Raw genomic sequence first — 25130 nt, forward strand, 5'->3', positions numbered from 1 at the left:
AAGTTCATGGCGGCAGGATCGAGGAAACGAGCAGCTGGGTATAGGGCTCGCGCGGGTCGTCGAGCACCTGGTCGGTGAGCCCGGTTTCGATGACGCGGCCGCCTTTCATCACCATCACGCGGTGCGACAACAGGCGCGCCACCGCGAGATCGTGGGTGACGATGACGACGGCGAGGTTCAGCTCGGCGACAAGGCTGCGCAGGAGGTCGAGCAGGCGCGCCTGCACCGAAACGTCGAGTCCGCCGGTCGGCTCGTCCATGAACACCAGCCGCGGCTCGGTGACGAGGTTGCGGGCAATCTGCAGACGCTGGCGCATGCCGCCGGAATAGGTGCGCGGCGCATCGTCGATGCGCGCTGTGTCGATCTCGACGCGGGTGAGCCAGTCCGAGGCAGTGTCGCGGATGCGGCCGTAGTGATTCCACCCCACCGCCATCAGCCGCTCGCCGACATTGGCGCCGGCCGAGACCGCCATGCGCAGGCCCTGCGCGGGATCCTGGTGCACGAAACCCCAATCGGTGCGGAACAGGAAGCGCCGCTCGGCTTCGCCGAGCGAGGCGAGATCGCGGGCGACACCGTCGCGCATCCGGTAGGAGACGTGCCCTGCACTCGGCGCGAGCTGGCCCGACAGCAGTTGCAGCAGCGTCGACTTGCCCGAGCCGGATTCGCCGACGATCGCCAGCACCTCGCCGGGATGGAGCGAGAACGACACGTCGCGGCAGGCATTGATGCGGCCGAAGGACTTGCTGAGGGATTTTGCGACCAGCAGCGGCTCGTCGTTCTCGATCAAATTCTGATCAGCCATTCGCGGCCTCCTGCGCCTTGTCCTTGTACGGCGCGGCGCTGAGGCTGCCGTGATGGCCGGCGGCCTGGCGGCTCTCGCAATAATCGGTGTCCGAGCACACGAACATCCGCCCGCCCTTGTCGTCGGTGACGATCTCGTCGAGATAGGAATTCTCGGCCGCGCACAGCGCGCAGGGCGCGTTGAAACGATACGGCTCGAACGGGTGGTCCTCGAAATCGAGCGACACCACCTGCGTATAGGGCGGGATCGCGTAGATCCGCTTCTCGCGGCCGGCACCGAACAATTGCAACGCCGGGCAATTGTCCATCTTGGGATTGTCGAATTTCGGCGTCGGCGACGGGTCCATCACATAGCGCGCGTTCACCTTCACCGGATAGGCGTAGGCGGTGGCGATGTGGCCGAAGCGGGCGATGTCCTCGTAGAGCTTCACATGCATCAGGCCGTATTCGGCCAGCGCATGCATGCGCCGCGTCTCGGTTTCGCGCGGCTCGAGGAAGCGCAACGGCTCGGGGATCGGCACCTGATAGACCAGCACCTGGTTCGCGTTCAGCGCCGTCTCGGGGATGCGGTGACGGGTCTGGATCACGGTTGCCTCGTCCGTCGCCGTGGTCGTCGCAACGCCCGCGGTCTTGGCGAAGAATTTTCGGATCGAGATCGCGTTGGTGGTGTCGTCGGAGCCCTGATCGATCACTTTCAGCACGTCCTGGGGACCAAGGATCGCGGCCGTGACCTGCACGCCGCCGGTGCCCCAGCCATAGGGCATCGGCATCTCGCGGCTGGCGAACGGCACCTGATAGCCGGGGATCGCGATCGCCTTCAGGATCGCACGGCGGATCATCCGCTTGGTCTGCTCGTCGAGATAGGCGAAATTGTAGGCGGGCGCGTTCATTCCGCGGCTTCCTTCATGGCGTCGGGCGCATTGGCATCGGCAAACTCCTGACGCAGCTTGCGCAGCAGGCCGAGCTCGGACTGGAAGTCGACATAGTGCGGCAGCTTCAGGTGCTCGACGAAGCCGGTCGCCTGGACATTGTCCGAATGCGACATCACGAATTCTTCATCTTGCGCCGGGGCCAGCGCCTCCTCGCCGAGCTCACGGGCGCGCAGCGCGCGATCGACCAGCGCCATCGACATGGTCTTGCGTTCGCTCTGGCCGAAAGCGAGGCCATAGCCGCGGGTGAAGCACGGAGCTTCTGTGGCGGAGCCCTTGAACTGGTTGACCATCTGGCATTCGGTGAGCGCGATCGCACCGAGCGGCACGGCGAAGCCGACGTCTTCCGCGACAAATTCAACCTCGACCTCGCCGAAGCGGATCTCGCCGACAAAGGGATGGTTGCGGCCGTAGCCGCGCTGGGTGGAATAGCCCATCGCGAGCAGAAAGCCTTCGTCACCGCGCGCAAGGTTCTGCAGGCGCAAATCGCGATCCGCGGGAAAGTTCAGCGGCTCGCGGGTGAGGTCGCCGACGCTGGCGCCGTCCTCGGCCTCGGGCGATGATTCGATCAGCCCGTCGCGGCCGAGAATATCGGTCACGCGCGGGGTCGGCGCGGTCGAGGCTTCGGCCATTGCCGGAGCCTCAGGCACAAAGCCTTCCGCGAGCGAAGGATCGAGCAGGCGGTGCGTGTAGTCGAAGGTCGGCCCCAGGATCTGGCCGCCCGGAATGTCCTTGAAGGTCGCCGACACCCGCCGCTGCACCCGCATCGCGCCGGTGTCGACCGGCTCGCTGGCGCCGAACCGCGGCAGCGTGGCCCGGAAGGCGCGCACCAGGAAGATCGCCTCGATCAAATCGCCGCGCGCCTGCTTGATCGCCAGCGCAGCAAGCTCGCGGTCATAGAGCGAGCCTTCGCTCATGACGCGGTCCACGGCAAGGCCGAGCTGCTCGGTGATCTGATCGAGGGAGATTTCCGCAACGTCTTGGTCACCGCGCCGCTTATGCGCCAGCAGGCGATGGGCGTTCTCGATGGCGCGCTCGCCGCCTTTAACTGCGACATACATGCTTTCAGCTTCCCTTGCTCACGATGCGGGTGGTGCGAGGGATCGCGACCACGGCGTCATCGGCGACCAGCACCACGTCGATGCCGCGCGGAAACAGCGCTTCGTTCATATGCAGGCGCTCGAACAGGTCGAACGGCTTGACCGACGCCTGCAGCGTGGCGACGCCATCGATGCCGGGGCCGCGCAGCTCGAAGCTTCGCCCGGAGGCGAGACTGTCGACCTGGACGATCACGGTGGTCGACCGGTCCGGATACTCAGCCGTCCCGAGCGCGAAGCGTTCGAGCGAAGGCAGCGTACCGCCGTCGCCAATGAGCGCGAACGAGGCGACCGATGAATCCTGCACGACCGGCGCGCCGGTGTGGAACTTGAGCCACTTCGTCACGTCCGAGCTTTCCGCCATCCGCGCATCGAGCCAGAGCGGCGTGTCGTGGTCGAACAGCGTCAGCGCGATCGCGGCGGTGCCGCGCATCATCGGCCCAGGCGTCCCGGCCATGGGCACGATGCGCTGAACCGAGCCCGGTCGCGCCATGGCGTCCATCACCGAGCGAAAGGTCGATTGCGCCGACAAGACCTTGTCGGCGAAACCCGGCGGCAATTCCGCAATCGTGGTCATGATCTCAGCCCTCACCGCGCACCATGGTGTAGAAATCAACCTTCGTCGCGGCGGTCGCTTCCGCCGCCTGCTTGCGCGTGACCATAAGCTGCGCGCGCAACGGCGCGATAATTTCGCGCTCCACCTCTTCGCCGAAATCGCGCGACTGCGCCAGCGCATCGCACAATGCGATCAGCCGCGCCTTCTCACCGTCGCGGCCGAGCGTGTAGCCGAAGCCGACCTCGCCGCTCGCAAGCCGCACCGCGGCGCGCGACACCGTGGCTTCGCCGAGATTGAACGGCGCGCCGTCGCCGCCGACCCGGCCGCGCAGCATCACGAGCCCGTTCTCCGGCGCGCGCAGATCCTGATGGTCCGGCAGAGATAAGTTGCGGAGGCGAGCGGCGATCTCGCCCGCCTCCGCGTGCGCCAGCACCGCCATCGCGGCCTTGCGCTGGGCTTGCTGGGTATTGTGCTGGGTCACCTGGGCCACCGAACGTCTTGACAGAACTTGCCGCGTCGAAGTTGTCTATGATAGTAGACAACTTCATACGGACGCGCCATGACTGTTTCGTGACAATGTTGTGATTTCTGGAGTAGGTTTCCCGCGACATGAGCATGCAGGACACAGCCTCCTCGGGCGTCGCGCTATGGCGCCTCGTTGCCGACGGCATCGAGCGCGGCATCGCGGACGGCCGCTTTGCGCCCGGCGACAAATTGCCGGGCGAGATGGAGATCGCCGAAACCTATCGCGTCAACCGCCACACCGTGCGGCGCGCGCTGGCCGCCCTCGCCGAGCGCGGCCTGGTGCGCGCCGAGCGCGGCAGCGGAACCTATGTCGAGGCGCAGAAGCTCGCTTATCCCTTGCGCTCACGCACGCGTTTCTCCGAGATCGTCGGCGCCGATGGCCGCGAGCCGCATGGCCGGCTGATCGAGGCGATCGATGACGTCGCGACGCGCGAGCTCGCGCGCGAGCTGGGATTGAAGACCGGCGCGCCTCTGGTGCGGATCGAGGCGATCCGCCTCGCCGACCGCACGCCGATCTGCGTGTCCACGACCTGGCTGTCGGCGGAACGGTTTCCGGGCGCAGGCGCCGTGTTCGCGGCGACGCGCTCGATGACAAAGCTGCTGGAGCATTATGGCGTCCGCGACTATCGCCGCGGCGCAACGCGAATCACGGCCGGCATCGTCGACGCGACCGACGCGGCCCGACTCGATCTCGCGCTGGGACGCCCGATCCTGGTGGTGGATGCGACCGACCACGATCTCGAGGGCAAGCCGCTGATGACCAAGCACTCGCGGTTTGCAGCGGAGCGGGTGGAGTTTGTGGTGGAGTCGTAGCCCTCCACGGCACCGGACCTGCGATCAGGCCACGGCCCTTCGCCCAATAATCGCAAACCGCAGCTTGCCGGAGATGAAATCGATCGCGGCGACGGCGACCAGGATCATCAGGATCAGGAACGACACTTTCTGCCATTCCAGCACGCGGATCTGCTCGGCGAGCTGGAGACCGATGCCGCCGGCGCCGACGATGCCGATGATGGTGGCCGAGCGGGTGTTGGACTCGATGAAATAGAGCACCTGGCCGGCGATGACGGGCAGCACCTGCGGCAGCAGGCCGAAGCGGATCTCGTGCAGCGCGCTGCCGCCGGAGGCGCGGATGCCTTCGACCTGCTTCTGGTCGGCGCCCTCGATCGCCTCCGAGAACAGCTTGCCGAACGCGCCGAAATCCGACACCGCGATGGCGAGCACGCCGGCGAACGGGCCGAGCCCGACCACGTTGATCCACACCAGCGCCCAGATCAGGGTGTCGACGCCGCGGATCGAATCCAGGAAACGGCGGACCGGGAAGCGAAGGATGTTCGACGGCACGATGTTGCGCGCAGCGAGCAAGCTCACCGGCAACGCGAACACCGCGGCCAGCGTGGTGCCGAGCAGCGCGATCGAGAGCGTTTCCCCGAGCGCCTTCAGATAGATCGGCAGCGACGAGCCGGGATCCGGCGGGATCATCATCAAGGTGATCCAGCCGAGCTGGCTGAGGCCTGCGAAGAAGCGCGACGGCGAGAAGTCGAGATCGACAAGGCCGTAGACGAGGATGGCGAGCGCCGCGGCGATCATGGCGGGCGTCGCGAGCCGCGCCGAGGCCGGCCGGTCGAACACATCGGGATAGCGCGCGCGAATCTGCGCGGTGTCGACCTCTTGCGGCGTCACGTCCGCGCCTCCTTGCCGAACAGGCGGCCGCGCAACCAGCCGGTGGTGATGTCGATGATGAAGACGGTGACGACGATGGTGAGCAGGATGGCGCTGACGTCCGAATAATAGAACTTGCGGATGGCGACGACGAGCTCCTGGCCGATGCCGCCGGCGCCGACGAAGCCCATCACGGAGGCCTCGCGGACGTTGATCTCGAAGCGCAGCAGCGCGTAGCTGGCATAGCCGGCGGTGACCTGCGGCACGATGGCGAAGCGCATGCAGGAGAGCCAGCTCGCTCCGGTCGAGCGGATGCCCTCGACCGGCTTCATGTCGGCATTCTCGACGATCTCCGAGAACAGTTTTCCCAGCGCTCCCGTCGAGTGGATCGCAATCGCCAGCACGCCAGCCATCGGTCCGAGCCCGAAGGCGATCACGAAGACCAGCGCAAAGACGATGCCGGGAACGGTGCGGGCGAATTCGAGCAGGCGCCGCACGACGAAGCGCAGCCAGGACGCGGGCGAGGTGTTCTCGGCCGCGAAGAAGTTGAGCGCGAAGGCGAAGGTCGCACCGATCAGCGTGCCGACATAGGAGATCAGCAGCGTCTCGCCCAGCATCTTCAGCCATTTGCGCCAGCCCCAGAACCACTCGCCGACATCGGTCCAGACCCGCTGGCCGCTGTCGAGGGTGAGGATGCGGTCGAAATAGCTGACGAAATTGCCGAAATAGGTGAAAAGCGTGCGCAAATTCACTTCGGCGCCGATCGCGGCAAGAGCCAGCGCGGCGGCAAACACGCCCGCTCCCAACAAGAGACGAAGCCGCCTGCGTGAAACCGCCTGGCGATAGGCAGCGTTCAGCGCGGCGAGCTGCTGCTCGGGGAGGATCGAAACCGCTGTCGTCATGGGGTCGAAACAGGTCCCGTCAAAGAAAGAGCCGGGTCCTCGGGACCCGGCTCAGGTGCATCGTCCCGAAGATTCAGGACGCCTTCTTCTTACGCAGCGCGTCGACGAACTTGATCAGGTCGATCGTGCCATCCCAGTCCTTGGTGGTGGCGGGATGAAAACCCTTCTTCTGGCCATCGGAGAGACGATCGAACGCAGCCTTGTCCTTGGCCGGCGCGTCGAAGAATGCCTTGGCAATGGCGGCCTTGGCATCTTCCGGCAGGTCGGAATTGTAGGCATAGGGACCGTTGATGATCGGCGCCGACTTGTGGACGATGCGGAAGTCGTCCTTCTTCATCGCCGAGCCGTCGGCGTTCTTCAGCATGCCCTTGGTCAGCATCTGCGCCAGCGTGGAATCATTGTCGCTGGTCCACTGGTTGGCGGCAACCTCGACCGTTCCCTGCGCCAGCGCCAGCATCGCGTTCTCGTGGCTGCCGGTGAAGACGACTTTGCCGAAATAGCTGTCGGCATCGTGGATGCCCAGCTTATCGAGCTCGAAGCGCGGCACGTTGTTGCCGGAGGTCGAGTTCGGGTCGACGAGGCCGAGGTTCTTGCCCTTGAGGTCATCGATTTTCTTGTAGGCGCTGTTCGCCTTGACGAAGAACACGGAATAGTAGCCGGTCGAGCCGTCCGCGTTGATGTCGTTGGCGAAGGCCTCGGACTTGACGCCGGTCAGGCGGGCACGGGCGAACGAGGCCGAGCCGTAGCTGGCGATGTGAATGTTGCCGGCGCGCTGGCCTTCGATCACGGCGGCGTAGTCGTTGGCGATGCGCAGCGTGACCTTCACGCCGAGCTCCTTGGAGAGATAGCTCACGAACGGTGCCCAGCGCTCCGTGACGCCGGAAGCGTTCTCGGCCGGAACGACCGCGAAGGTCAGCTCGGGATACTTCGCCTTCCAGTCTTCGGCGGAGGCGGAGGCCGTGAACGCGAGCGCGGCGGCGCCGGCAAGAATGAGTCGACGAGTGATCATATTACCCTCTTCATTGGTTGGGGTCGGTTGACGCAAAGACTTGCAACGAAGACTTGCAACGAAACGGACGTCGCTCAGGCGGCCGCGGCCGTTCCGAGCGCCGGAACACCCTCCGGCGCCGGGACGGGCATCGCGCCCATGACATCGGCGGCTTCGAGATCGTACAGCTCGCGCGCGACGTGATCGGTCAGCGCGGACGGCGCGCCGTCGAACACCACGCGCCCGGCCGCCATGCCGATCAGGCGGTCGCAATAGGTGCGGGCGAGATCGAGCGAATGCAGGTTGCAGAGCACGGTGATGCCGAAATGCTTGTTGATACGCAAAAGCGCATCCATCACGATCTTGGTATTGCGCGGATCGAGCGAGGCGATCGGCTCGTCGGCGAGGATGATGTCGGGCTGCTGCACCAGCGCGCGGGCAATCGCGACACGCTGCTGCTGGCCGCCGGAGAGCTGGTCGGCGCGCTGGGCGGCGAGCGAAGCGATGTCGAACTGCTCGAGCGCCGACATCGCCAGCGCCTTGTCCTGCTCGGGCCAGGCCTGCGACAGCGAGCGCCAGGCGGGCATCGTGGCGAGACGCCCCATCAGGACATTGGTGAGCACGTCGAGGCGACCGACCAGGTTGAACTGCTGGAAGATCATCGCCGAGCGGGCGCGCCACTGCCGCAGCTCCCTGCCACGCAGGCCCGTAACGTCGATGCCGTCGAACAGGATGCGCCCTCCGGTCGGCGTCACCAGGCGGTTGATGCTCCGCAACAATGTCGACTTGCCGGCGCCGGATCGCCCGATCACACCGACGAAGCCGCCGGGGGAAACTTGAAACGAAGCATCGTCCACCGCGGCTTTCGCGCCGAAGCGACACGTCAGGCCTTCAACCACCAGCATCGAGGGGCTCCAGAGTAGCTGGAGCCAACCGCTAACGCCCGTGCTTAACACTTGTGTGACAGCGCTGCTGCAGTGCGGCCATCCTGCGCACATCGTCCCCTGTCATTTATCTGTCATGACATCGTCATCCGGCCGCTCGAAGAGAGAAGCTCGCCCTCGCACTTCGGATGCAACATGGTCGCCAAAGCTCTGTCGGTTCAGCCGACCGTCGATCCCTCGGCAAAGCTGCACGAGACCAGGCTCGGCGCCTATACCGAGGTCGGCGCGCGCACGATCCTGCATGAAGTGGCGATGGGCGACTATTCCTATGTCGTGAACGATGCGCAGATCACCTACACCACCATCGGAAAGTTCTGCTCGATCGCGGCGATGACCCGCATCAATCCCGGCAACCATCCGATGCACCGCGCCACGCAGGCGCATTTCACCTATCGCTCCAGCGCCTATTTCGAGGGCGAAAGCGACGATGCCGAATTCTTCGACTGGCGGCGCCAGCATCACGTTCATATCGGCCATGACGTCTGGATCGGCCATGGTGCGATCGTGCTGCCGGGCCGCAACATCGGCACCGGCGCGGTGATCGCCGCCGGCGCAATCGTCACCAGGGACGTGCCGGCCTACACCATCGTCGCCGGCAATCCGGCTCGTATCGTGCGGCGGCGGTTCTCGGAGGAGATCGCCGGGCGCCTTGCAAAGCTCGCCTGGTGGGACTGGGATCACGACAAATTGCGCGCGGCGCTGCCCGATTTCCGGAAGCTCGGGATTGAAGATTTTCTCTCGACATACGAAGCACAAGCGGGCTCACTCGCCAATTCTCCTGCCAGCAAACGAAGCGCGGTCGCGTGACAGACATCTTCATTGAAGGCGGCCGGGCTCTGATCGGCGCCGATCTCGTCGAAACCTCGCTTCTCGTCTCCGGAACCGACATTGCAGAGGTCGACGCCTCTCGCGGCCGGGCGCGGCTGGCGCTCGATGCCCGTGGCCTGCTGGTGCTGCCCGGCATCGTCGATCTGCACGGCGATGCCTTCGAGCGCCAGATGATGCCGCGCGCCGGCGTCGACTTTCCCATCGACGTTGCGCTCGCCGACAGCGACCGCCAGGCGATCAGCAACGGCATCACCACGGTGTTTCACGCCACGACCTGCTCCTGGGAGCCGGGCCTGCGCAGCGCCGAGAACGCGCGCGGCCTGATGGAGGCGATCGAGCGGCAGCGTCCGCAATTCGCCGCCGACACCCGCTTCCACCTGCGGCACGAGACCTACAACCTCGATGCGGAGGCCGAGATCAGTCAGTGGCTTTCGGAGGGCCGCGTCGACCTGTTCGCCTTCAACGACCACATGGACGGTACGGTCGCCGACATGGCCAAGCCGCGCAAGCGCAACCGCATGGTGGAGCGCACCGGGCTGTCGGCCGAGGAATTCGACCGGCTGGTCGAACGCGTGGTCTCGCGCGCCGGCGAGGTGCCGGCTTCGGTTGCACGGCTGGCCGCTGCAGCCCGCGCGGCCGAGGTGCGGATGCTTTCGCATGACGATGCGACGCCGGCGATGCGCCAGGCGTTTCGCGAGCTCGGCGCCTTGATCGCGGAATTTCCGATCAACGAGGAGACGGCGCAGGCAGCGGCCAGCCACGGCGATGCGATCGTCTACGGCGCGCCGAACGTCGTGCGTGGCGGCAGCCACACCGGCTGGACCAGGGCCTCCGACATGATCGCAAAGGGGCTCTGCTCGGTGCTGGCGTCGGACTATTATTATCCCGCGCAGCTGCTCGCCGCGTTCCGCCTGGCCGCCGACGGCGTGGTGCCGCTGACACAGGCCTGGGATCTGGTCTCCGCCGGCCCGGCGCGCGCGACCGGCCTCACCGATCGCGGCCTGCTCGCGGACGGACGCCGTGCCGACATTCTCCTCGTCGACGACAGCGTGGAGCTGCGGCCGCGGCTGATCGCGGTGATCTCAGGCGGCAAGCTCGTGCATCTCACCGACGCGACGCGGCTGCTCACCGCCATGGCTGCGCCGCGCGAGGCTGTCGTCGCGGCGTAAATTGGTTATGCTGAGGCAATGACAGGTTTCCCCCGCTACGCGATCTACTTTGCCGCAGGCCGCGACAGCGCCCTCTCCCGCTTCGGCGCCGAGCTGCTCGGCTATGACGCCCATAGCGGAGACGAGCTGCCGTTTCCGCAACAAGCACTGCATGTCGCGCCGGACTGGCACGAGGTCAGCGCCGATCCCCGCAAATACGGCTTTCACGCCACGCTGAAGGCGCCGATGGCGCTGGCGCCCGGCAAGACCGAAGCCGATCTGAAGGCTGCCTGCGCGGCCTTCGCCGGCCGGACACGACCGATCCCGACGGTCCGGCCAATTGTCGATTCCATCAGCGGCTTCATTGCCGTCATTCCAGCCGAGCCGGTCGAGGCTCTGCAGCAGCTTGCCGCAGATTGCGTTCGCGAATTCGATCCGTTTCGCGCCGCGCTGACGGCGGAGGATCGCGCCCGTCGCAAGCCGGAGAAGCTCAGCGAGCGGCAGCGCGACCATCTCGACCGCTGGGGCTACCCTTACGTGATGGAGGAATTCCGCTTCCACATGACGCTGACGGGGCGACTGGATGCGGAACGGCGCGGGCCGATCCTTCAGATGCTGCGGGACCGATTTGCGGCGCTGAACCTCGAGACCCTGGCGGTCGATCGCATCGCGCTGTTCAAGCAGAATGATGCCAATGCAAGATTTCGCATCATCGGCGAGTCGACGTTAGCAAAATAGCCAGCACGTCCTCCGTCATTGCGAGGAGCGAAGCGACGAAGCAATCCAGACTGTTTCCTTGGGGAAGAAGGTCTGGATTGCTTCGCTTCGCTCGCAACGACGTGGGGAGACATTCTCAGCCTAGCGCCAGGTCGCAAGATTGAAAGCGAGCGCCACCGCGCCAACCAGAACGAGGCTGGTCGCCCAGACTGCATCCAGGTTGAACCAGCTTCGCGAGACGAACCTCAATCCCAGATGGCGGTAAACCAGCCACGCCAGACATCCACCGGCGCCGACCATGGCGGCAACGTGCACCAGGGACACCAGCACCGCCATCCCGAGATTTGCCTTCATCAGCGCGCCCGCCGCCTGATGGCCGGCATCGAGCTCGAAGGCCTGGCAGAGCCCGAGATAGATCGGCACGAGCATCAGGGCAGCGCCATGAGCGATGGCGACGGCAAACGACCAGACCGCCAATTGCGTCGGCGGAATCCGTGCCAGCGCGCGCGGATGACGCCGGTCGATCAGCCGATAGACGCCAAAGCCGATGACGAGAAGGCTCGCGACGATCTGGATCGGACGCTGCCATTCGGCCAGCACGAGCAGGAACGCGAACGGCAGCAGCACGAGAAGTGTTGCCAGCAGATGCCCGGCCGCCAAAGCCCACAATGCACGAAAGAGCGCGAGCGGGCTCTTGTCCATGAGCCCGGCCGAAACGGCGAGCGGCCATCCCATTCCCGGATTGACCCCGTGGTAGAGACCGCTCGCAACGAGCGCGAGCCACAGCCAGCCAAGGGCCGGGCTCGCCTGCGCTCCATCTAGACCGACGGGTAGCAAAAGGAGTCCGTCGAACAGTCGCCGCCCTCGAGCCTGATCTGGTGCGCACGATAGCCGTCGGGGAAGCTCACGAAATAGTCCTTGTCGAGCTCGAGGCCGCCATTGCGACCGACATTGGCCATGACTTCCACGCCCGGAACCCCGTCGGGATAGAACTGGTCGTCCCAGGTGGAATAGAGCGAATTGGTCCAGTACACGCGCCGACCGTCGCGGCTGATCTCGACCATCTGCGGACCCGCCGCAAAGGCCTTGCCGTTCGGATGGGGCGTGCGCCGCGCGATGCCGCCGATGTGGACGGAACCCGCGAGCTTCGGCTTTCTGGGATCGCTGACGTCGTACTGGCGCATTTCACCCGTGCCCCAGCACGAGACGTAGAGAAACCGGTCGTCCATCGACAGGTCGATGTCCGTCACCAGCGGCGGCACGGCGCCAAATCCCTGTAGTAGCGGCGGCAGCTTCTCCTTCGGCGCGGGTTCGGGAGGGATCGTCGCCGTCTTCTCGGCATGGAATTTCCCGCCCTCGCGCCACCAGGTCCAGATCGATGCTTCGAGGTTGGTGGTGTCGACCACGACGCCGACGAAGCCGTACTCGCGAACCGGATCGTGAGCGGGCCGCACCTCCAGCGCCATCTGATGATTGGCACCGAGGTCGATGGTCTGGACGTTGCGGCGGGCGCGGAGATCCCAGAAGTGGAGGCGATGGCCATATTTATTCGCAAGCAGATCTTCCGGGACGATCCCGTTCTCGAACTGCGGCGGTAACGCCCATTCGCTCGTCACCATGTAATCGCGCGGCAGATTCCACCAGAAATCATAATGCAGCGTCTGCGGGCCACGGTCGATCTCCCATCGTCCGAGAACCTCGAACGTCTCGCAATCCATGATGAAGACGCCCGGAGGCCCATTGGTGCCGTCCTTGCCGCCGCCGCCCAGCGTGCTCACATAGATGCCGTCCGGTCCGCAATGGATCGTGTGCGGCCGCGAGTAGCCCGTCTTCTTGAAGACCTCCTCCGGCTCGATGATCTTGTGGATCTTGGCCTTCGTCGGATCGGGCTTGGTATCGATGATGTAGATTCGCGACGAGCGCAGCCCCGGGATGATGAGATAGCGCCGCTCGATGAACGCGTGTCCGGCGAGCGGCGACAAGGCGGATGAGCAAGCATTCCAGCCGAAGTGATGAAATTCGTCGCCCTTGTTGGGCATCGTGACGGTGTGGACGATCTGGCTATAGGTCGGCGATCCCGGCTTGACGTCGATGACCGCAAGAGCGTCCGGCTTCGAGAAATCCGGACTGAGCAGCAAGGTATAGGCGAAGTTCTCCGCAGGCGCTTCCATCGCAAGCTTGGGCGATGCGTGAAAGGTGGGATCCGGCCTCATCGTCATGGCACTGCCTCCCTGTTCTGTCGGTTTGCACCAACCTGGCTCGGGATCGCGGCAAAAGAAGAGCTGCTACGCGATGTCTTGTGACGCGATGTCTTGGGCTTCTCCGCAAGGCCGGTTGGCGAGCGTACAATATGCCATCGCCGGGCTATGGGAAACGGGCGGAATCGCGTTAATTCGACGCCTTACAGCCGAAATGGGCAGCCCCCGTCATTGCGAGCGGAGCGAAGCAATCCAGATTCTCTTCGCGGACACATTCCTGGATTGCTTCGCTCCGCTCGCAACGACGAGGGAGAGAATTACTTCCCCCACCTCAGCGCGAGTGCGTCGCGCTCCTTGGCGAGCTCGAGCAGCCCCGCCCGCGTCGCCGGATGCAGCGGCTGCAGCGGATGGCGCACCGCCTCCGACTTGATCACGCCGCCGGCCTGCATCATCACCTTGCAGGCGATCAGGCCGCATTGGCGGTTCTCGTAATTGATCAGCGGCAGCCAGCGCTCATAGGCGGCCTTCGCCTTCTCGCGATCACTGGCGAAATAGGGATCGATGATCTGGCGGATGCCGTCGGGATAGCCGCCGCCGGTCATGGCGCCGGTGGCACCGGCATCGAGATCGGCGAGCAGCGTGATCGCCTCCTCGCCGTCCCAGGGGCCTTCGATGTCCTTGCCGCCCGCCTCGATCAGGCTGCGAAGCTTCGAGGCCGCGCCCGGCACCTCGATCTTGAAATAGCGGATGTTGGAAAACTCGCGCGACAACCGCGCCAGCAACTCGACCGACAGCGGCGTGCCGGCCACCGGCGCATCCTGGATCATGATCGGGATATCGATTGCGCCGGAAAGCACCTTGAAGAATTCGACGATGCCTTTCTCCGGGACACGGAAGGTCGCGCCGTGATAGGGTGGCATCACCATCACCATGGCGGCGCCGGCCGCCTCGGCCTGCTTGCTGCGCGCCGCGCATACGGCCGAGCTGAAATGGGTGGTGGTGACGATCACGGGAACCCGGCCGGCCACATGGTCCAGCACCGCGTGCATCACCGTCTCACGCTCGGCATCGGTGAGCACGAACTGCTCGGAGAAATTGGCGAGGATGCAAATGCCGTGCGAGCCGGCATCGATCATGAAGTCGATGCAGCGGCGCTGGCCCTCGAGGTCGAGCTCGCCGCGCTCGTCGAAGATGGTGGGCGCGACCGGGAACACGCCGCGATAGGGGCGTTGGGCCTTGTTTGGGGTGACCGGCATCGAACTCTCCATCCCTGGTGTGTCTTGCGTCTGTCGCCGAGCTCACGGCAGCGAGGCGGCCCAGATGTACCCGCAGTGCCGGGCGGCGGCAATGCCCGCGCGACGTCAGGTGGAAAGAGTGCGAAAATCAGGCGCTCTTCACGGCGCCCAGGAAACCCTCGACCGCGACGCGAAGACGATCGGCATCCGCCGACATCTTCTTGACGGACTCCGACAGCACCGTGCCGGCATTGCCGGTCTCCTGGTTGAGCCTGGCGACGCTGCCGATCGTGTCGGTGACCTCGCGTGTGCCCTGGGCCGCCTGCTGGAAGTTGCGCGAGATCTCCGTCGTCGCCGCGCGCTGCTCTTCGACCGCGGCGGCAATCGCCGTCATCTTCTCGTCGATGCCGCCGATGGCCCCGCCGATCGAGCGGATCGCGGCGACCGCCTGGCCGGTGGCGCCCTGGATCTCCCCGACCTGGCGCGAGATCTCTTCCGTCGCGGTCGCGGTCTGCGCCGCGAGGCTCTTGACCTCGCCCGCGACCACGGCGAAGCCGCGGCCGGCTTCGCCGGCGCGCGCGGCTTCGATGGTGGCATTCAATGCCAGCAGGTTGGTCTGGGCCGCGATCGCGTTGATCATCTTCACGACCTCGCCGATGCGGCTCGCCGTCTGATCGAGGATCTCGACCGTCGCATTGGTCTGCTCGGCCTGGGCCACGGCCTCGCGGGCCTCGCGCGCGCTCGACTGCACCTGCGCGGAGATCTCGCCCACGGACGCGGAGAGCTCCTCGGTCGCGGCGGCGATGGTCTCGAGATTGTTGGTGGCCTGCTCGGCGGCGGAGGAGACCGCCGCGGTCTGGCTGCTCGATTCCGTGACCAGCGAGCGCACGCCGCTTGCGGTGGCGTCGAGCTCGCGCGTCGAGGCCGCAACGCTCTGGATCACCGCCTGCACCGTGTCGTCGAAGCTGCGGCAGGCGGCATCGACGGTGCCGGAGCGGGCGAGCTGAAGCGCCTGCTGTGATTCGCGTTCCCGTCCGAGCCGCTCTGCGGTCGCCGCGCTTTCGCGCAGGCTTTCGAGCGCAGCCGCCATGGTGCCGAACTCGTCGGGATGCCGCGATTGCGGCACCGGCGTCGCATAGTCGCGGGCGCTGATGCGGGCGATGGCGTCGAGGATGGCGCGCACCGGCCGCATCAGGCGGTTGCGCACCACGAACACGCCGGCCAGAGTCACGGCCAGGGCGAGCAGGAACGCGAAGGATTGTACGATGAGATTGGTCAGCGCTTTCGCCTGAACCGTCTCCGCGTGCGCGATCGACAGGTCGAGCGCCTTGCTCGCGACCGCGACGATGGATCCGAACGGAGCCTGGCACAACGCGTTCCATTCCGACGCCGGCATCGCGGGACGGCCGCTGCCGTCGAAGCCCTTGGTGATCTCGCCGATCTGCTTGAGGGCGCCGTCGGTCTTGGCCTTCGCCTCCTTGGCCGTGTTGACGAGGTCGGCCGGCATGTCAGGCGCAGCAAGCAGTTCCTCCATGCCGGTCCAGCCGGCGGTGACGACGCCGTTCCATCCGGCCACGGTCTGCTTCTGGGCGTCGTCGAGCGGCTTGCTGGCGTTGACGTTCGGCCGCAGGGTCGAGCACTGGATGCCGTAGCGGTCGCGCACCTGCCAGGCGAGGCGGCGGGCCTGGATCATGCGGGCGATGTAAGGATCGTTCATCCAGGCGCGGTTCGACACCGCGGTGGACGCGAGATTGGCGGTCTCGATCACCTTGGTGACCGAATCGTACCAGAGCGCGGTGCGCTCCAGCTTGCGCTCGGCGCGCGGCAGCTTGGCCTCGTCGTAGAACAACTGGAATTTCGGCGCGGCCTCGCTCCAGCGCTGCTTCAGCGTGCCGGCGAGCTCGTCGCGGCGGGCGAATTCGACGGTGGAGAGCGCGGCGCTGATGGCGTCGAAGCCGGCCTGTTCCGCCTTCTCGGCAACGCCGAGCTTGGCGCGCGGATCGTCCTCGCCGAGCAGCGCGCTCTGGGCATCGCCGCGATTGCTGCGCAGGGCAACCACGCCATGGAAGATCGACTTGTCGGCATTCGCGAGCCGCTCGGTCTCCAGACTGTCGCTATAGCGGCCGAAAGCCCCGACCATCTGGATCGCCGTGCTGGTCAGCGCGCCGGCCGCCAGCAGCGTCATCAGGACCAGGAGGAGCGTGCTTACCGAATTCTTAAAGATGGACATGGGTCGAAGGACCTAACTCTCAGGAGAGGCCCACCTTGCACCGCCACATGCCAATGTTTCGTTAAGGTTTGAGTTGAATCGAAGCGATCCAACCTGCACGCATTCGGAATGCTATCCTATTCTGGTGAAATCCGGCGGGCGGCGCTCCGCAAACGCCGTAAACGCCTCGCGCGCTTCGGCGGTGCGCAGGCCCTGCGCGAACTGCTCGCCTTCGGCCTGCATCTGCGCGACCAGCGCCTCGCCGTTGCGCATCAACCGCTTGGTTGCATTGAGGGCCCCGGCCGGCTGGCGGGCGAGACGCTGCGCCAGCGCAAGCGCCTCCGCATCGAGCTTGTCGAGCGGCACCACACGGTTGGCGAGGCCCCATTCCAGCGCCGACTTGGCCGGCACGGCTTCGCCGAGAGCGAACATCTCGTAGGCGCGGGCGTAGCCAATGCGCGCCGGCATCAACAGGCTGGAGGCCGCTTCCGGCACCAGCGCGAGGCTGACGAACGGCGTCGACAATTGCACGTTGTCGGCGAGCACGACGAGGTCGCAATGCAGCAGCATCGTGGTGCCGACGCCGACGGCGCGGCCCTGCACGGCCGCGACCAGCGGCCGGGTGCAGCGCGCCAGCGACTGGATGAAGCGCACCACGTTGCGGCTGCCTTCCGACTTACCGGCCGCGACAGCCGCGAACTCGCCGACGTCGTTGCCGGCGGTGAACATGTCGCCCTCGCCACGGATCAGGATCACGCGGGCGGACGGATCGAGCTCGGCGGATTCGATCGCGTCGGCGAGCTTGCCGTACATCGCATCGGTCAGCGCGTTCTTCTTGTCGGGACGCGCCAGGGTGAGGGTGAGAACTCCGCCGCTATTCTCGATCCGGACGTGCTCGGTCATTGCTCTGCTCCGTGTTATCAGTCTGAACGTCTTGGAAACTTGTCCTGGATGCTCGTCAGCCAGCGTGCGACGATGTCGATTTCCGCGGCCGTGAATCCTTCCGTCAGCACCGCATTGATCTCCGCGGCGCCCGCCTTCGCCTGCGCCAGCACGGTGCGCCCCTTCGGCGTCAACCAGATGCGAAAGGCGCGGCCATCCTCGCGGTCGGCCCGCCGCTCGACCAGCTTGGCGGCCACCGTACGGTCGACGAGGCCGGAAATGCCGGCCGGTCCCATGTCGAGTGCCGCGCCCGCCTCGCCCATCAACACGCCATCCCGCCTGCCGAGGATGAACAGCAGCCCGGCCTGGGCCGGCGTCACCTCGCTCTCCGGCCGCGCCGCCATCCAGCGCTGTACGCGGCGTTGCGCGACGCTCAGCAGGTAGATCAGCCGATGATGCTTCGCGCCGGCGACGTTATTTCGCATGCGAAATAAATAGCCGTACACGAGGCGATTGTCAAACGAGCCGTTTCTCTACGGCGCCCAGGTAAGGCTGGAGACTTCGCAGCCGTGCCGCGTTGTGTTGACGCGACCCGCATCTACTTCGCTCGAAAACGCTTCAATGCTCGAACACCAGCCGTGCGCCGATCGTTCCCTCGAGGCCGCGGATCTGCGCCAGCAGCTCGCCGGAATCCTGACCACCGAGATCGGCGTCGAGCACGACGTAGCCAAGGTCGCCGGCGGTCTCCAGATATTGCGCGGCGATGTTGATGTCGCGCTGGAGGAAGACTTCGTTCAACCGCCGCAGCATGCCCGGCACGTTGCGATGGACATGGCTGAAGCGCGCTCCGGAGGGACGAAGATGCAATTGCACCTCCGGAAAATTCACGGCGCCCATCGTCGATCCGGTGATGAAATAGTCGACCAGTTTTCGCGCGACTTCGCCACCGATGCGCTCCTGCGCCTCTTCGGTCGAGCCGCCGATATGCGGGGTAAGGATGGCGTTCTCGAGGCCCTGAAGGGGGCTCTTGAACCGATCGGCGTTCGACGAGGGCTCGACGGGAAAGACGTCGACGGCCGCACCGGCGAGATGACCATCGCGCAAGGCGCGCGCCAGCGCATCGAGATCGACCACGGTGCCGCGGCTGTTGTTGATCAGGAACGAACCCGGCCTCATCGCCCGCAGCTCCTTCTCGCCGATCATGCCCGCAGTCTCCGGCGTCTCCGGCACGTGCAGGCTGACGACGTCGCTCTGCGCCAGCAGCTCGTCCAGCTTCTCGACCGGCTCGGTGTTGCCGTGGCGAAGCTTGTCGGTGCGGTCGAAATAGATCACGCGCATGCCCATGGCTTCGGCCAGGGTCGAGAGCTGCGAGCCGATATTGCCGTAGCCGACGATGCCGAGCGTGCGGCCGCGCACCTCGCGGCTGCCCGCCGCCGACTTGTCCCAGCCCCCGGCATGGGCCGACACCGAGCGCGGAAAGATCCGTCGCAGCAGCATCACGATCTCGCCGATCACGAGCTCGGCGACGCTGCGCGTATTGGAGAACGGCGCGTTGAAGACGGGAATTCCGCTCTTGCGCGCCGCCAGAAGATCGACCTGGTTGGTGCCGACGCTGAAGCAGCCGACCGCGAGGAGCTGGTCGGCCGCCCCCAGCACCTCATCGGTGATCTGGGTCCGCGAACGGATGCCGAGCAGCGACACGCCCTGGAGCGCGCGCCGCAGATCCGCGCCGTCCAGCGCTTTGGTCAACCGTTCGACATTGGTGAAGCCTGCGCCCTTGAACAGGTCGACAGCGCTATCATTGACGCCTTCGAGCAGCAGCGCCTTGGCGCTTCGCTCAGGGCTCTGGCCTGGGGCGGACATGGACTCTCCGTTAATGGCAGCTTTGCCTGAGCACATAGACCGCGGGCGATAGGCAGCACAATAGGGCTGGGGCCCGCGCGAACCCGTTGCTTGCGATCCCTGTGAAAACCGGATTTCCTATAGCGCGCTCAATCGGCCTCGACCAGCACGGCCTTTCCGGATTGCGCAACATTGATCGTTTCGAGGATTTTCGGGACGAGCAGCCGAAGGTCAGCCAGGCGATACGTCCGGGCGCAGAGAACGAGAATGGCAATCCTGTGAGCCGACAAGTTTTGCTGAAAGGAGAGATTGCGATCGACCGTGATGAAGACGTCGAAGGAGGCCGCCGCGAGCGCAAGTAGTTCGCCATTCTTGATGGTCGTCCAGCCCATCTGGCGAGCGGTCCTGACCTCCTGACCGAGGATATCGCGCCCCAATCGCCAATCGACGCATTCGTCGAGAAAGACTCTCACGGCGCAGCTTCGACCAACCGCCACCTGGCTTCTTCGAGAAATGCAATCACCTGCTCACGGGTTACGGACGGAAACCCTTCGAGGAAGTCATCGATGGATTCTCCGGCCTCCAGGTAATCGAGCAAAGTTGCCGCCGGAACTCTCGTCCCGGCGAAGACTGCTTCACCACCAAGAATATCTGGACTGCGCGAAACGACCGACTGCTTCATGACGGATTACGCGATGACCTTTGTTCAAACCATCTTAGCAGAATGGGAGGGGAATTGAAGCGCCGTCGAGCCTCCAGGGTAGGCGCCCCCGGCTAAACTCAAATCACATAGAACCCGTGCGTGCCGTCGCGGCGGAGCTGCTCGACGAGGCCGTATTCCCAATCGAGATAGGCCTGCATCGCAGCCTCTGCCACGTCGGTGCCCTCATAGGGACGGCGGTAGCGGTGGGCCGGATCGGGCTTCGGCAGGACGTGCGGCCGGCCGACCTCGAGCGCGCCGTCATAGCCGCCTTCGAGCACATAGACTTCCCAACCCATCTGCGCCAGCCAGGACGCCGTCATGTCGGCGCGGACGCATCTGTCGTCGGTCAGGACGATGCGCGCGCCGCGCACGGGCGCGGCCATGTCGGTCTCCTGCACGAGCTGGCCGCCGGGATAATGGCGGAAGCCGGGGAGATGCCCGGCCGCATAGTCGTCGGCATCGCGCACGTCGAAGCGATACAGCGTGCGATGGGTCTCTGCGACCAGCGCCGACATCTCGTTCGCGCCAATGTGACGGACACCGGCACGATAGGCGACGTCGCGAGCGTTCGCGGGGCCGCCCTCGAACGGGCCGATGGCGCCGCGCCTGTCGGCGCCGTGATTGAGCCCGTGGCGCGCCAGCGTCCAGCCGATGGTGCCGTTGCGCAGCGCCCGCACCTTGTTCGGCACGCCGGCATTGATCAGCGATTGCGTGCCGATAATGGAGCGGGTTCGGCCGGCGCAATTGACGATGATGGTGGTTTCAGGGTCGGGCGCGGCCTGCCCTGCCCGCAGCACCAGCTCCGCGCCGGGCACGCTGACCGAGCCCGGGATGTTCATGGTCGCGTATTCGTCGAAGCGGCGGACGTCGAGGATGGCGATGTTAGCCTTGTCGGCGATCAGCTTGGCCACCTCGTCGGCGCTCAGAGAGGGTGTATGGCGACGCGACTCGACCAGTTCACCGAACGCCTTGGAATACGAGTTGACGTCCTCGAACACCTCGAAGCCCGCATCGCGCCAGGCCTTCAGCCCACCCTGGAGCGCACTGATATTGCTGTAGCCAAGTGCAGCCAGACGTTCGGCGCCGGTCGCGACCAGCCCCTCGCCGTCATCATAGAGCACGATCGCCACGTCCTTGCGCGGCAGCCGCACCTCGGCCTCGATCGCGACCCGGTCGGCGGCCATGTTGGCGGCGAACAGCGGATGGCCGGTGGCGAAGGCAGCCTCATATCTGAGATCGAGCAGCGCGACTTCTTCACGCAGCAGCAGCGCGCGGCGGATATCGGCGGGGGTGACGCTGGGAAGCTTCATGGCGGAAACCTGACAAGGACGTGCCACGGGCTTTTGAACGATTGTCGAGATGTTGGCTAGGCTCTTCGTCAGCAACTCACTCGCCCGGAACGAGCCGCCCCAGCAGCGGCTGCGCCGGGCGCCGCAGCTTGCGGCGCGACAGATAGAGCATAATGCCGGTGACCGAGAACAGCGGCATCAGGGCCGCGGCAATCATGAAGGCGAGCTTGCCGGGCCAGCCCAGCACCGCGCCGCGATGGATGTCGAGCAAATTGGCGATGATCTTCTCGCCGAACGTCTTGTCGGAATAGCGCTCGGCGGAGACCAGCTCACCGGTGATGGCATCGATGCGGAATTCATCACGTGTGGTGTCGAGCGTCGAATCCTTGCCCCACGACCGAATCCGTATCACCGCGCGGGGCCCGGGCTGCAGCGTCAGCAGAGCCCTGGCAAAGCGGCCGCCCTCCTCACGCCGGAACGTCGTCCATGCCAGGTCGAACCCGATCGGCTGGACCGCCTCGGAGCGGGCCGCCGCGCGCGGCGCCTTCGCGGACATTTTTGGCTGCATCTTCGCGGCGCTGGCTTCGGGGCGTGCCAGCAGCCAGACGACGCCGTCCTTGTACCAGTCGAACGAGTACCACAGCCCGGTGAGCGTCATCACCAGATAGACCGGAAGAACCCAGGTGCCGATGACCGCATGCAGCGAGCGATGCAGCCCGCGCCCGCCGAGACCGAGATTGGGCTTGAGCCACATCTTCACGCTGCGCGCGCGACGGGGCCAGCGCAGCACGAGACCCGAGACCAGCATGACGATCAGGCCGAGCGCGGCCACACCGGTGATCTGACGGCCCCAGCCCTTGGCATCGCCGGGGATCAGCAGCCAGCGATGCAGCTTGCGAACCGTCGCGAAAAATTCCTCGCCGCGCGGCGCCCCGAGCACGCGCGCATCATAGGGGTCGACATAGAGCGAATTCGGCCGCGCGCCCTGCACGTCGCGCGCGAAGCGAACCCGCACGGCGGCGGTCGGATCGCTCGACAGCATGACGGCCGAGACCTGACTTGAGACTTGGCCGAAATCCTGCCCCGCCTTCAGCCGCGCGACCAACTCGTCCGGCATCAGCGCCGGCATCTCGCGCGGCACGACGTGCATGATGCCGGCGTTGAGATGATCGACGATCTCGTCCTCGAAACTCATGATCGCGCCGGTCAGCGCGATCAAGGCGAGCAGCAGCGCGAGCGCCAGGCCCGCGATGGAATGGACCCGGAATAGGACAGTCTTGATTATGTGCCCCGGGCGCACTGCCATTGCTAGAACTTCACCGTCGCCGAGAGAGACACCCGGCGCGCGTCGCCGATCGCGACGCCCAGATTGTTCTGCGCAGAAGTATAGTAGACGGTGTCGAACAGGTTCTTGACATTGAGCTGGTAGATGACGGGGAGCGCCTGATGCTTCGTCTCATAGATCGCGAAGATATCTGCAACCACATAGGACGGCAGCCCGAACGTGTTCAACGCATCGCCCGGCCGGTCGCCGACATAGCGCGCACCGCCGCCCAACCTGAGCTGGCCGGGAAGCACCGTCCCAAAATCATAGACCAGATAGAGCGAGGCCGTGTTCATCGCAACGTTCTGGAGCTGCTTGCCGGCATATGTCGGATCCTCGATCACACGCGCATCGGTGTAACCATAGCTTCCGATCATGCTCCAATTGTCGGAGAGCCGGCCGGTGACGTCGATCTCGAGTCCGCGCGAGCGGACCTTTCCGGCCGCGGTGTACACGTTGAGGCCAGTTGCGGTGTTGAGCTGGCTGACCAGCACATTCTGCTTCTCGATGTCGTAAACGGCGAGCGTGCCTGACAGGCGTTTGTCGAGATCGAACTTGAGTCCAGCCTCGTACTGCGTGCCCTCCTCGGGTGCGATGTTCGATCCGAGGACGACGCCGCCGCTATTGCTCAGCGGAGCGATCGTCGAGTTCGGTTTCAGCGACTGGGTGTAGCTCGCATAGAGCGAAATCTGGTCGGTGAGCTTGAAAATGGCGCCGCCGAGCGGGAGCACGGCGTCCGCCGAGACGTCGGTGTTGGCTTTGAACGGCTTTCCGCGTCCAGCGATCTGATCGTAGTCCATGTAGCGGACACCACCGACCAGCGCGAAGCGTTCGGTCAGATGCAGTGTGTCCTGGAAGAACAGCGACCACTGGCCGAGCTTGTCGGTCTGGGCGCTATCGCTGTTCACGACCGTGGTGCCGGGCCCGATCAAACCGTAAACCGGGTTGTAGATGTTGAAGGACGGGGCCGCCTGCCGGATCAGGTTGTCGCGGTAGATGGTGCGATACTGTCCGTCGCCGCCGAACAGCACCTCGTTGCGCATGCTGCCGAGCCAAAAACTGCCCGAAATGTAGGACGTCCCATAGCTCGAATTGCTGAGCGAGCCCTGCGTGCCGTCGTTGCTGCGCGTCAACACGCCAGTTGTCGCGTTGACGCCGGTGAGCCGGAGCTGGTTGGCGCTGAAGGTCTCGGTGTTGTAGCTGTAGCCGGCAAACAGCTTCCAGTCCTGATTGAGGCGATGCTCGACCGAGGCCTGGATCAGGTCGGACGTCCCCCAGACGTTATTGTAGGGCTCGTCGAGCCGGCGCGTGGCCGGGATCGCCAGCGGAGCGCCATTGATGAACGCGGTGCCGCGGTCGAACGGATAGATGAACTCGCGGTGCTCGTAGTTCAGCTGCACCGTGGTGTCCTGGCCGTACCAAGCGAGCGACGGTGCAATCAGCATCTCGCGGTGACGGCCGAAATTCCGCCAGTAATCCTCGCTGACGCCGTAGCCGATGAAACGATAGGCAAGCCCCTGGTCGCCGATCGGCCCGGTAATGTCGAGCAGGCCGTCGGCACCGGTCTTGGAGGCACTGAAAGCCGAGCCGAGCAAAGTGACCGAGCCGTGCTGATAGAGCTCGGGCCGCTCGCTGATGGTGTTGACGATGCCGCCGGGGTCCATGATGCCGTAGAGCAGCGAGGCCGGGCCCTTCAGCACCTCGACGCTTTCAACCGCAGGATTGAGGCTGCGGCCCTGCACCAGCGGCATGCCGTTGCGCATGATCGAGCCGTCGCGGTTGTCGCCGAAGCCACGGCGGATCACCGCGTCCTGGCTGCCGGCAAGCGTGTTGGCCTGGGTGACGCCGGAGACGTTGATGAGCGCATCATCGATATTGCGCGGGAGCTGGTCTTTCAGCACCTGCGCAGGCACGACGTTGACGGCCTGCGAGGTGTCGAGCGGCGAGGCGCCGCTGCGCAGCGTGGTCGAGCTCGGCATCGCGCGGTAGCCGAGCTTGGCGGCCTGTTGCGCGGCGGCTTCGGCGGCGGCGCGCTCCGACAGTGTCGGCGCCGCGGGGGCGGGATTGCGACCGGGCTGGCGGCGCGCCGCCGCTTGCGTGCGGCGTGGCGACTGCTCCGATGCGCGTGCCGGCTTCGGCCGTGGCGCCGCAGCTTCCACCGTCACCGGCGGCAGAGCCGATTGCGCCTGCGCGCTCGTCGTGATGGAGGGGCTTTCGGCAAGCAGCACGGCTGCACCGATGAGAAGTCCTGCACGGCTCTTGCCGGCACGAGTTCGATGGCCGCTGACGCAGCCATCCACGAAGGCACGCACTTTCATTCCACTTCAAGTCAAGAGCATTGAAGTGTGCGG

Annotated in this window: 25 protein-coding genes; 4 read left to right on the plus strand and 21 right to left on the minus strand. The window is 65.5% G+C overall.

The features are described from left to right. Window positions 1–4: 4 nt before the first annotated feature. Genes phnK through phnG form a run of 5 tightly spaced genes read right to left on the minus strand, consistent with a single transcriptional unit; the run spans window position 5 to window position 3822 of the window. Window positions 5–802 (minus strand): phosphonate C-P lyase system protein PhnK, encoded by a 798-nt coding sequence (gene phnK, locus BDOA9_RS02665; protein ID WP_025032406.1) that lies wholly within the window; start codon window positions 800–802, stop codon window positions 5–7. Next, window positions 795–1691: an alpha-D-ribose 1-methylphosphonate 5-phosphate C-P-lyase PhnJ gene (locus tag BDOA9_RS02670; RefSeq protein ID WP_025032407.1), complete on the minus strand. Its 897-nt coding sequence runs from the start codon at window positions 1689–1691 to the stop codon at window positions 795–797. The genes phnK and BDOA9_RS02670 overlap by 8 nt, the downstream gene beginning before the upstream one ends. Next, entirely contained in the window at window positions 1688–2791 is a 1104-nt protein-coding gene (locus BDOA9_RS02675) for a carbon-phosphorus lyase complex subunit PhnI (protein ID WP_025032408.1), read from the minus strand. The genes BDOA9_RS02670 and BDOA9_RS02675 overlap by 4 nt, the downstream gene beginning before the upstream one ends. Before the next feature lie 4 nt (window positions 2792–2795). After that, entirely contained in the window at window positions 2796–3404 is a 609-nt protein-coding gene (phnH, locus tag BDOA9_RS02680; RefSeq protein ID WP_025032409.1) for a phosphonate C-P lyase system protein PhnH, read from the minus strand. 4 nt (window positions 3405–3408) lie between these two features. Then, window positions 3409–3822: a phosphonate C-P lyase system protein PhnG gene (gene phnG, locus BDOA9_RS02685; RefSeq protein WP_042335661.1), complete on the minus strand. Its 414-nt coding sequence runs from the start codon at window positions 3820–3822 to the stop codon at window positions 3409–3411. Window positions 3823–3992: 170 nt separating this feature from the next. Between phnG and phnF the strand changes: the two genes are divergently transcribed. Next, window positions 3993–4721 (plus strand): phosphonate metabolism transcriptional regulator PhnF, encoded by a 729-nt coding sequence (phnF, locus tag BDOA9_RS02690; protein ID WP_025032411.1) that lies wholly within the window; start codon window positions 3993–3995, stop codon window positions 4719–4721. A 24-nt stretch (window positions 4722–4745) separates the two neighbouring features. Here the strand turns inward: phnF and phnE (BDOA9_RS02695) are convergent, their stop codons facing one another. The 4 genes from phnE (BDOA9_RS02695) to phnC all read right to left on the minus strand — a co-directional run bounded on the left by phnE (BDOA9_RS02695) (window position 4746) and on the right by phnC (window position 8365). After that, a complete protein-coding gene (phnE, locus tag BDOA9_RS02695) occupies window positions 4746–5591 on the minus strand; it encodes a phosphonate ABC transporter, permease protein PhnE (protein WP_025032412.1) in 846 nt (281 codons plus the stop codon). Further along, a complete protein-coding gene (gene phnE, locus BDOA9_RS02700) occupies window positions 5588–6472 on the minus strand; it encodes a phosphonate ABC transporter, permease protein PhnE (RefSeq protein WP_025032413.1) in 885 nt (294 codons plus the stop codon). Before phnE (BDOA9_RS02700) ends, phnE (BDOA9_RS02695) begins: the two co-directional genes overlap by 4 nt. 73 nt (window positions 6473–6545) lie before the next feature. Continuing rightward, entirely contained in the window at window positions 6546–7481 is a 936-nt protein-coding gene (gene phnD / locus BDOA9_RS02705) for a phosphonate ABC transporter substrate-binding protein (RefSeq protein ID WP_025032414.1), read from the minus strand. Window positions 7482–7555: 74 nt separating this feature from the next. Beyond that, the gene (gene phnC / locus BDOA9_RS02710) at window positions 7556–8365 is read right to left on the minus strand and encodes a phosphonate ABC transporter ATP-binding protein (RefSeq protein WP_025032415.1); all 810 of its coding nucleotides are present in this window, start codon (window positions 8363–8365) and stop codon (window positions 7556–7558) included. 174 nt (window positions 8366–8539) lie between these two features. Between phnC and BDOA9_RS02715 the strand changes: the two genes are divergently transcribed. The 3 genes from BDOA9_RS02715 to BDOA9_RS02725 are packed head-to-tail and all read left to right on the plus strand — an operon-like array spanning window position 8540 to window position 11118. After that, window positions 8540–9211, plus strand: a complete 672-nt coding sequence (locus tag BDOA9_RS02715) for a transferase hexapeptide repeat family protein (protein ID WP_025032416.1) — start codon at window positions 8540–8542, stop codon at window positions 9209–9211. Continuing rightward, window positions 9208–10401 carry an alpha-D-ribose 1-methylphosphonate 5-triphosphate diphosphatase gene (locus BDOA9_RS02720; RefSeq protein WP_025032417.1) on the plus strand — a complete coding sequence of 398 codons (1194 nt, stop codon included), beginning with the start codon at window positions 9208–9210 and terminating at the stop codon, window positions 10399–10401. Before BDOA9_RS02715 ends, BDOA9_RS02720 begins: the two co-directional genes overlap by 4 nt. Before the next feature lie 18 nt (window positions 10402–10419). Continuing rightward, window positions 10420–11118 (plus strand): DUF1045 domain-containing protein, encoded by a 699-nt coding sequence (locus tag BDOA9_RS02725; protein ID WP_025032418.1) that lies wholly within the window; start codon window positions 10420–10422, stop codon window positions 11116–11118. Between the two features lie 120 nt (window positions 11119–11238). Here the strand turns inward: BDOA9_RS02725 and BDOA9_RS02730 are convergent, their stop codons facing one another. From BDOA9_RS02730 to BDOA9_RS02785, 12 genes are all read right to left on the minus strand, one after another. Beyond that, the gene (locus BDOA9_RS02730; RefSeq protein ID WP_025032419.1) at window positions 11239–11832 is read right to left on the minus strand and encodes a hypothetical protein; all 594 of its coding nucleotides are present in this window, start codon (window positions 11830–11832) and stop codon (window positions 11239–11241) included. An 83-nt stretch (window positions 11833–11915) separates the two neighbouring features. Next, window positions 11916–13316 (minus strand): selenium-binding protein SBP56-related protein, encoded by a 1401-nt coding sequence (locus BDOA9_RS02735; RefSeq protein WP_025032420.1) that lies wholly within the window; start codon window positions 13314–13316, stop codon window positions 11916–11918. 296 nt (window positions 13317–13612) lie between these two features. Then, a complete protein-coding gene (locus BDOA9_RS02740; RefSeq protein ID WP_025032421.1) occupies window positions 13613–14551 on the minus strand; it encodes a dihydrodipicolinate synthase family protein in 939 nt (312 codons plus the stop codon). A gap of 127 nt (window positions 14552–14678) precedes the next feature. Beyond that, window positions 14679–16760, minus strand: a complete 2082-nt coding sequence (locus BDOA9_RS02745; protein WP_025032422.1) for a methyl-accepting chemotaxis protein — start codon at window positions 16758–16760, stop codon at window positions 14679–14681. Window positions 16761–16871: 111 nt separating this feature from the next. Further along, window positions 16872–17642 carry an enoyl-CoA hydratase gene (locus tag BDOA9_RS02750; RefSeq protein ID WP_025032423.1) on the minus strand — a complete coding sequence of 257 codons (771 nt, stop codon included), beginning with the start codon at window positions 17640–17642 and terminating at the stop codon, window positions 16872–16874. Between the two features lie 17 nt (window positions 17643–17659). Then, complete coding sequence (locus tag BDOA9_RS02755) at window positions 17660–18106, minus strand: MarR family winged helix-turn-helix transcriptional regulator (protein WP_025032424.1); 447 nt, start codon at window positions 18104–18106, stop codon at window positions 17660–17662. 133 nt (window positions 18107–18239) lie between these two features. Then, window positions 18240–19484, minus strand: coding sequence for a phosphoglycerate dehydrogenase (gene serA / locus BDOA9_RS02760; RefSeq protein ID WP_025032425.1), 1245 nt, complete (start codon window positions 19482–19484; stop codon window positions 18240–18242). A 128-nt stretch (window positions 19485–19612) separates the two neighbouring features. Then, window positions 19613–19936, minus strand: a complete 324-nt coding sequence (locus tag BDOA9_RS02765) for a DUF5615 family PIN-like protein (protein ID WP_025032426.1) — start codon at window positions 19934–19936, stop codon at window positions 19613–19615. Continuing rightward, on the minus strand, window positions 19933–20145 hold the full coding sequence (locus BDOA9_RS02770) for a DUF433 domain-containing protein (protein WP_025032427.1): 213 nt from the start codon (window positions 20143–20145) through the stop codon (window positions 19933–19935). Before BDOA9_RS02770 ends, BDOA9_RS02765 begins: the two co-directional genes overlap by 4 nt. Window positions 20146–20243: 98 nt before the next feature. Further along, window positions 20244–21476 carry a rhodanese-like domain-containing protein gene (locus BDOA9_RS02775; protein WP_025032428.1) on the minus strand — a complete coding sequence of 411 codons (1233 nt, stop codon included), beginning with the start codon at window positions 21474–21476 and terminating at the stop codon, window positions 20244–20246. A 76-nt stretch (window positions 21477–21552) separates the two neighbouring features. Beyond that, window positions 21553–22761 carry a PepSY-associated TM helix domain-containing protein gene (locus tag BDOA9_RS02780; protein WP_025032429.1) on the minus strand — a complete coding sequence of 403 codons (1209 nt, stop codon included), beginning with the start codon at window positions 22759–22761 and terminating at the stop codon, window positions 21553–21555. Between the two features lie 2 nt (window positions 22762–22763). Continuing rightward, on the minus strand, window positions 22764–25097 hold the full coding sequence (locus BDOA9_RS02785) for a TonB-dependent siderophore receptor (RefSeq protein ID WP_042335441.1): 2334 nt from the start codon (window positions 25095–25097) through the stop codon (window positions 22764–22766). Window positions 25098–25130 lie beyond the last annotated feature (33 nt).

The organism is Bradyrhizobium sp. DOA9 (assembly GCF_000617845.2).
Classification (GTDB): Bacteria; Pseudomonadota; Alphaproteobacteria; order Rhizobiales; family Xanthobacteraceae; genus Bradyrhizobium.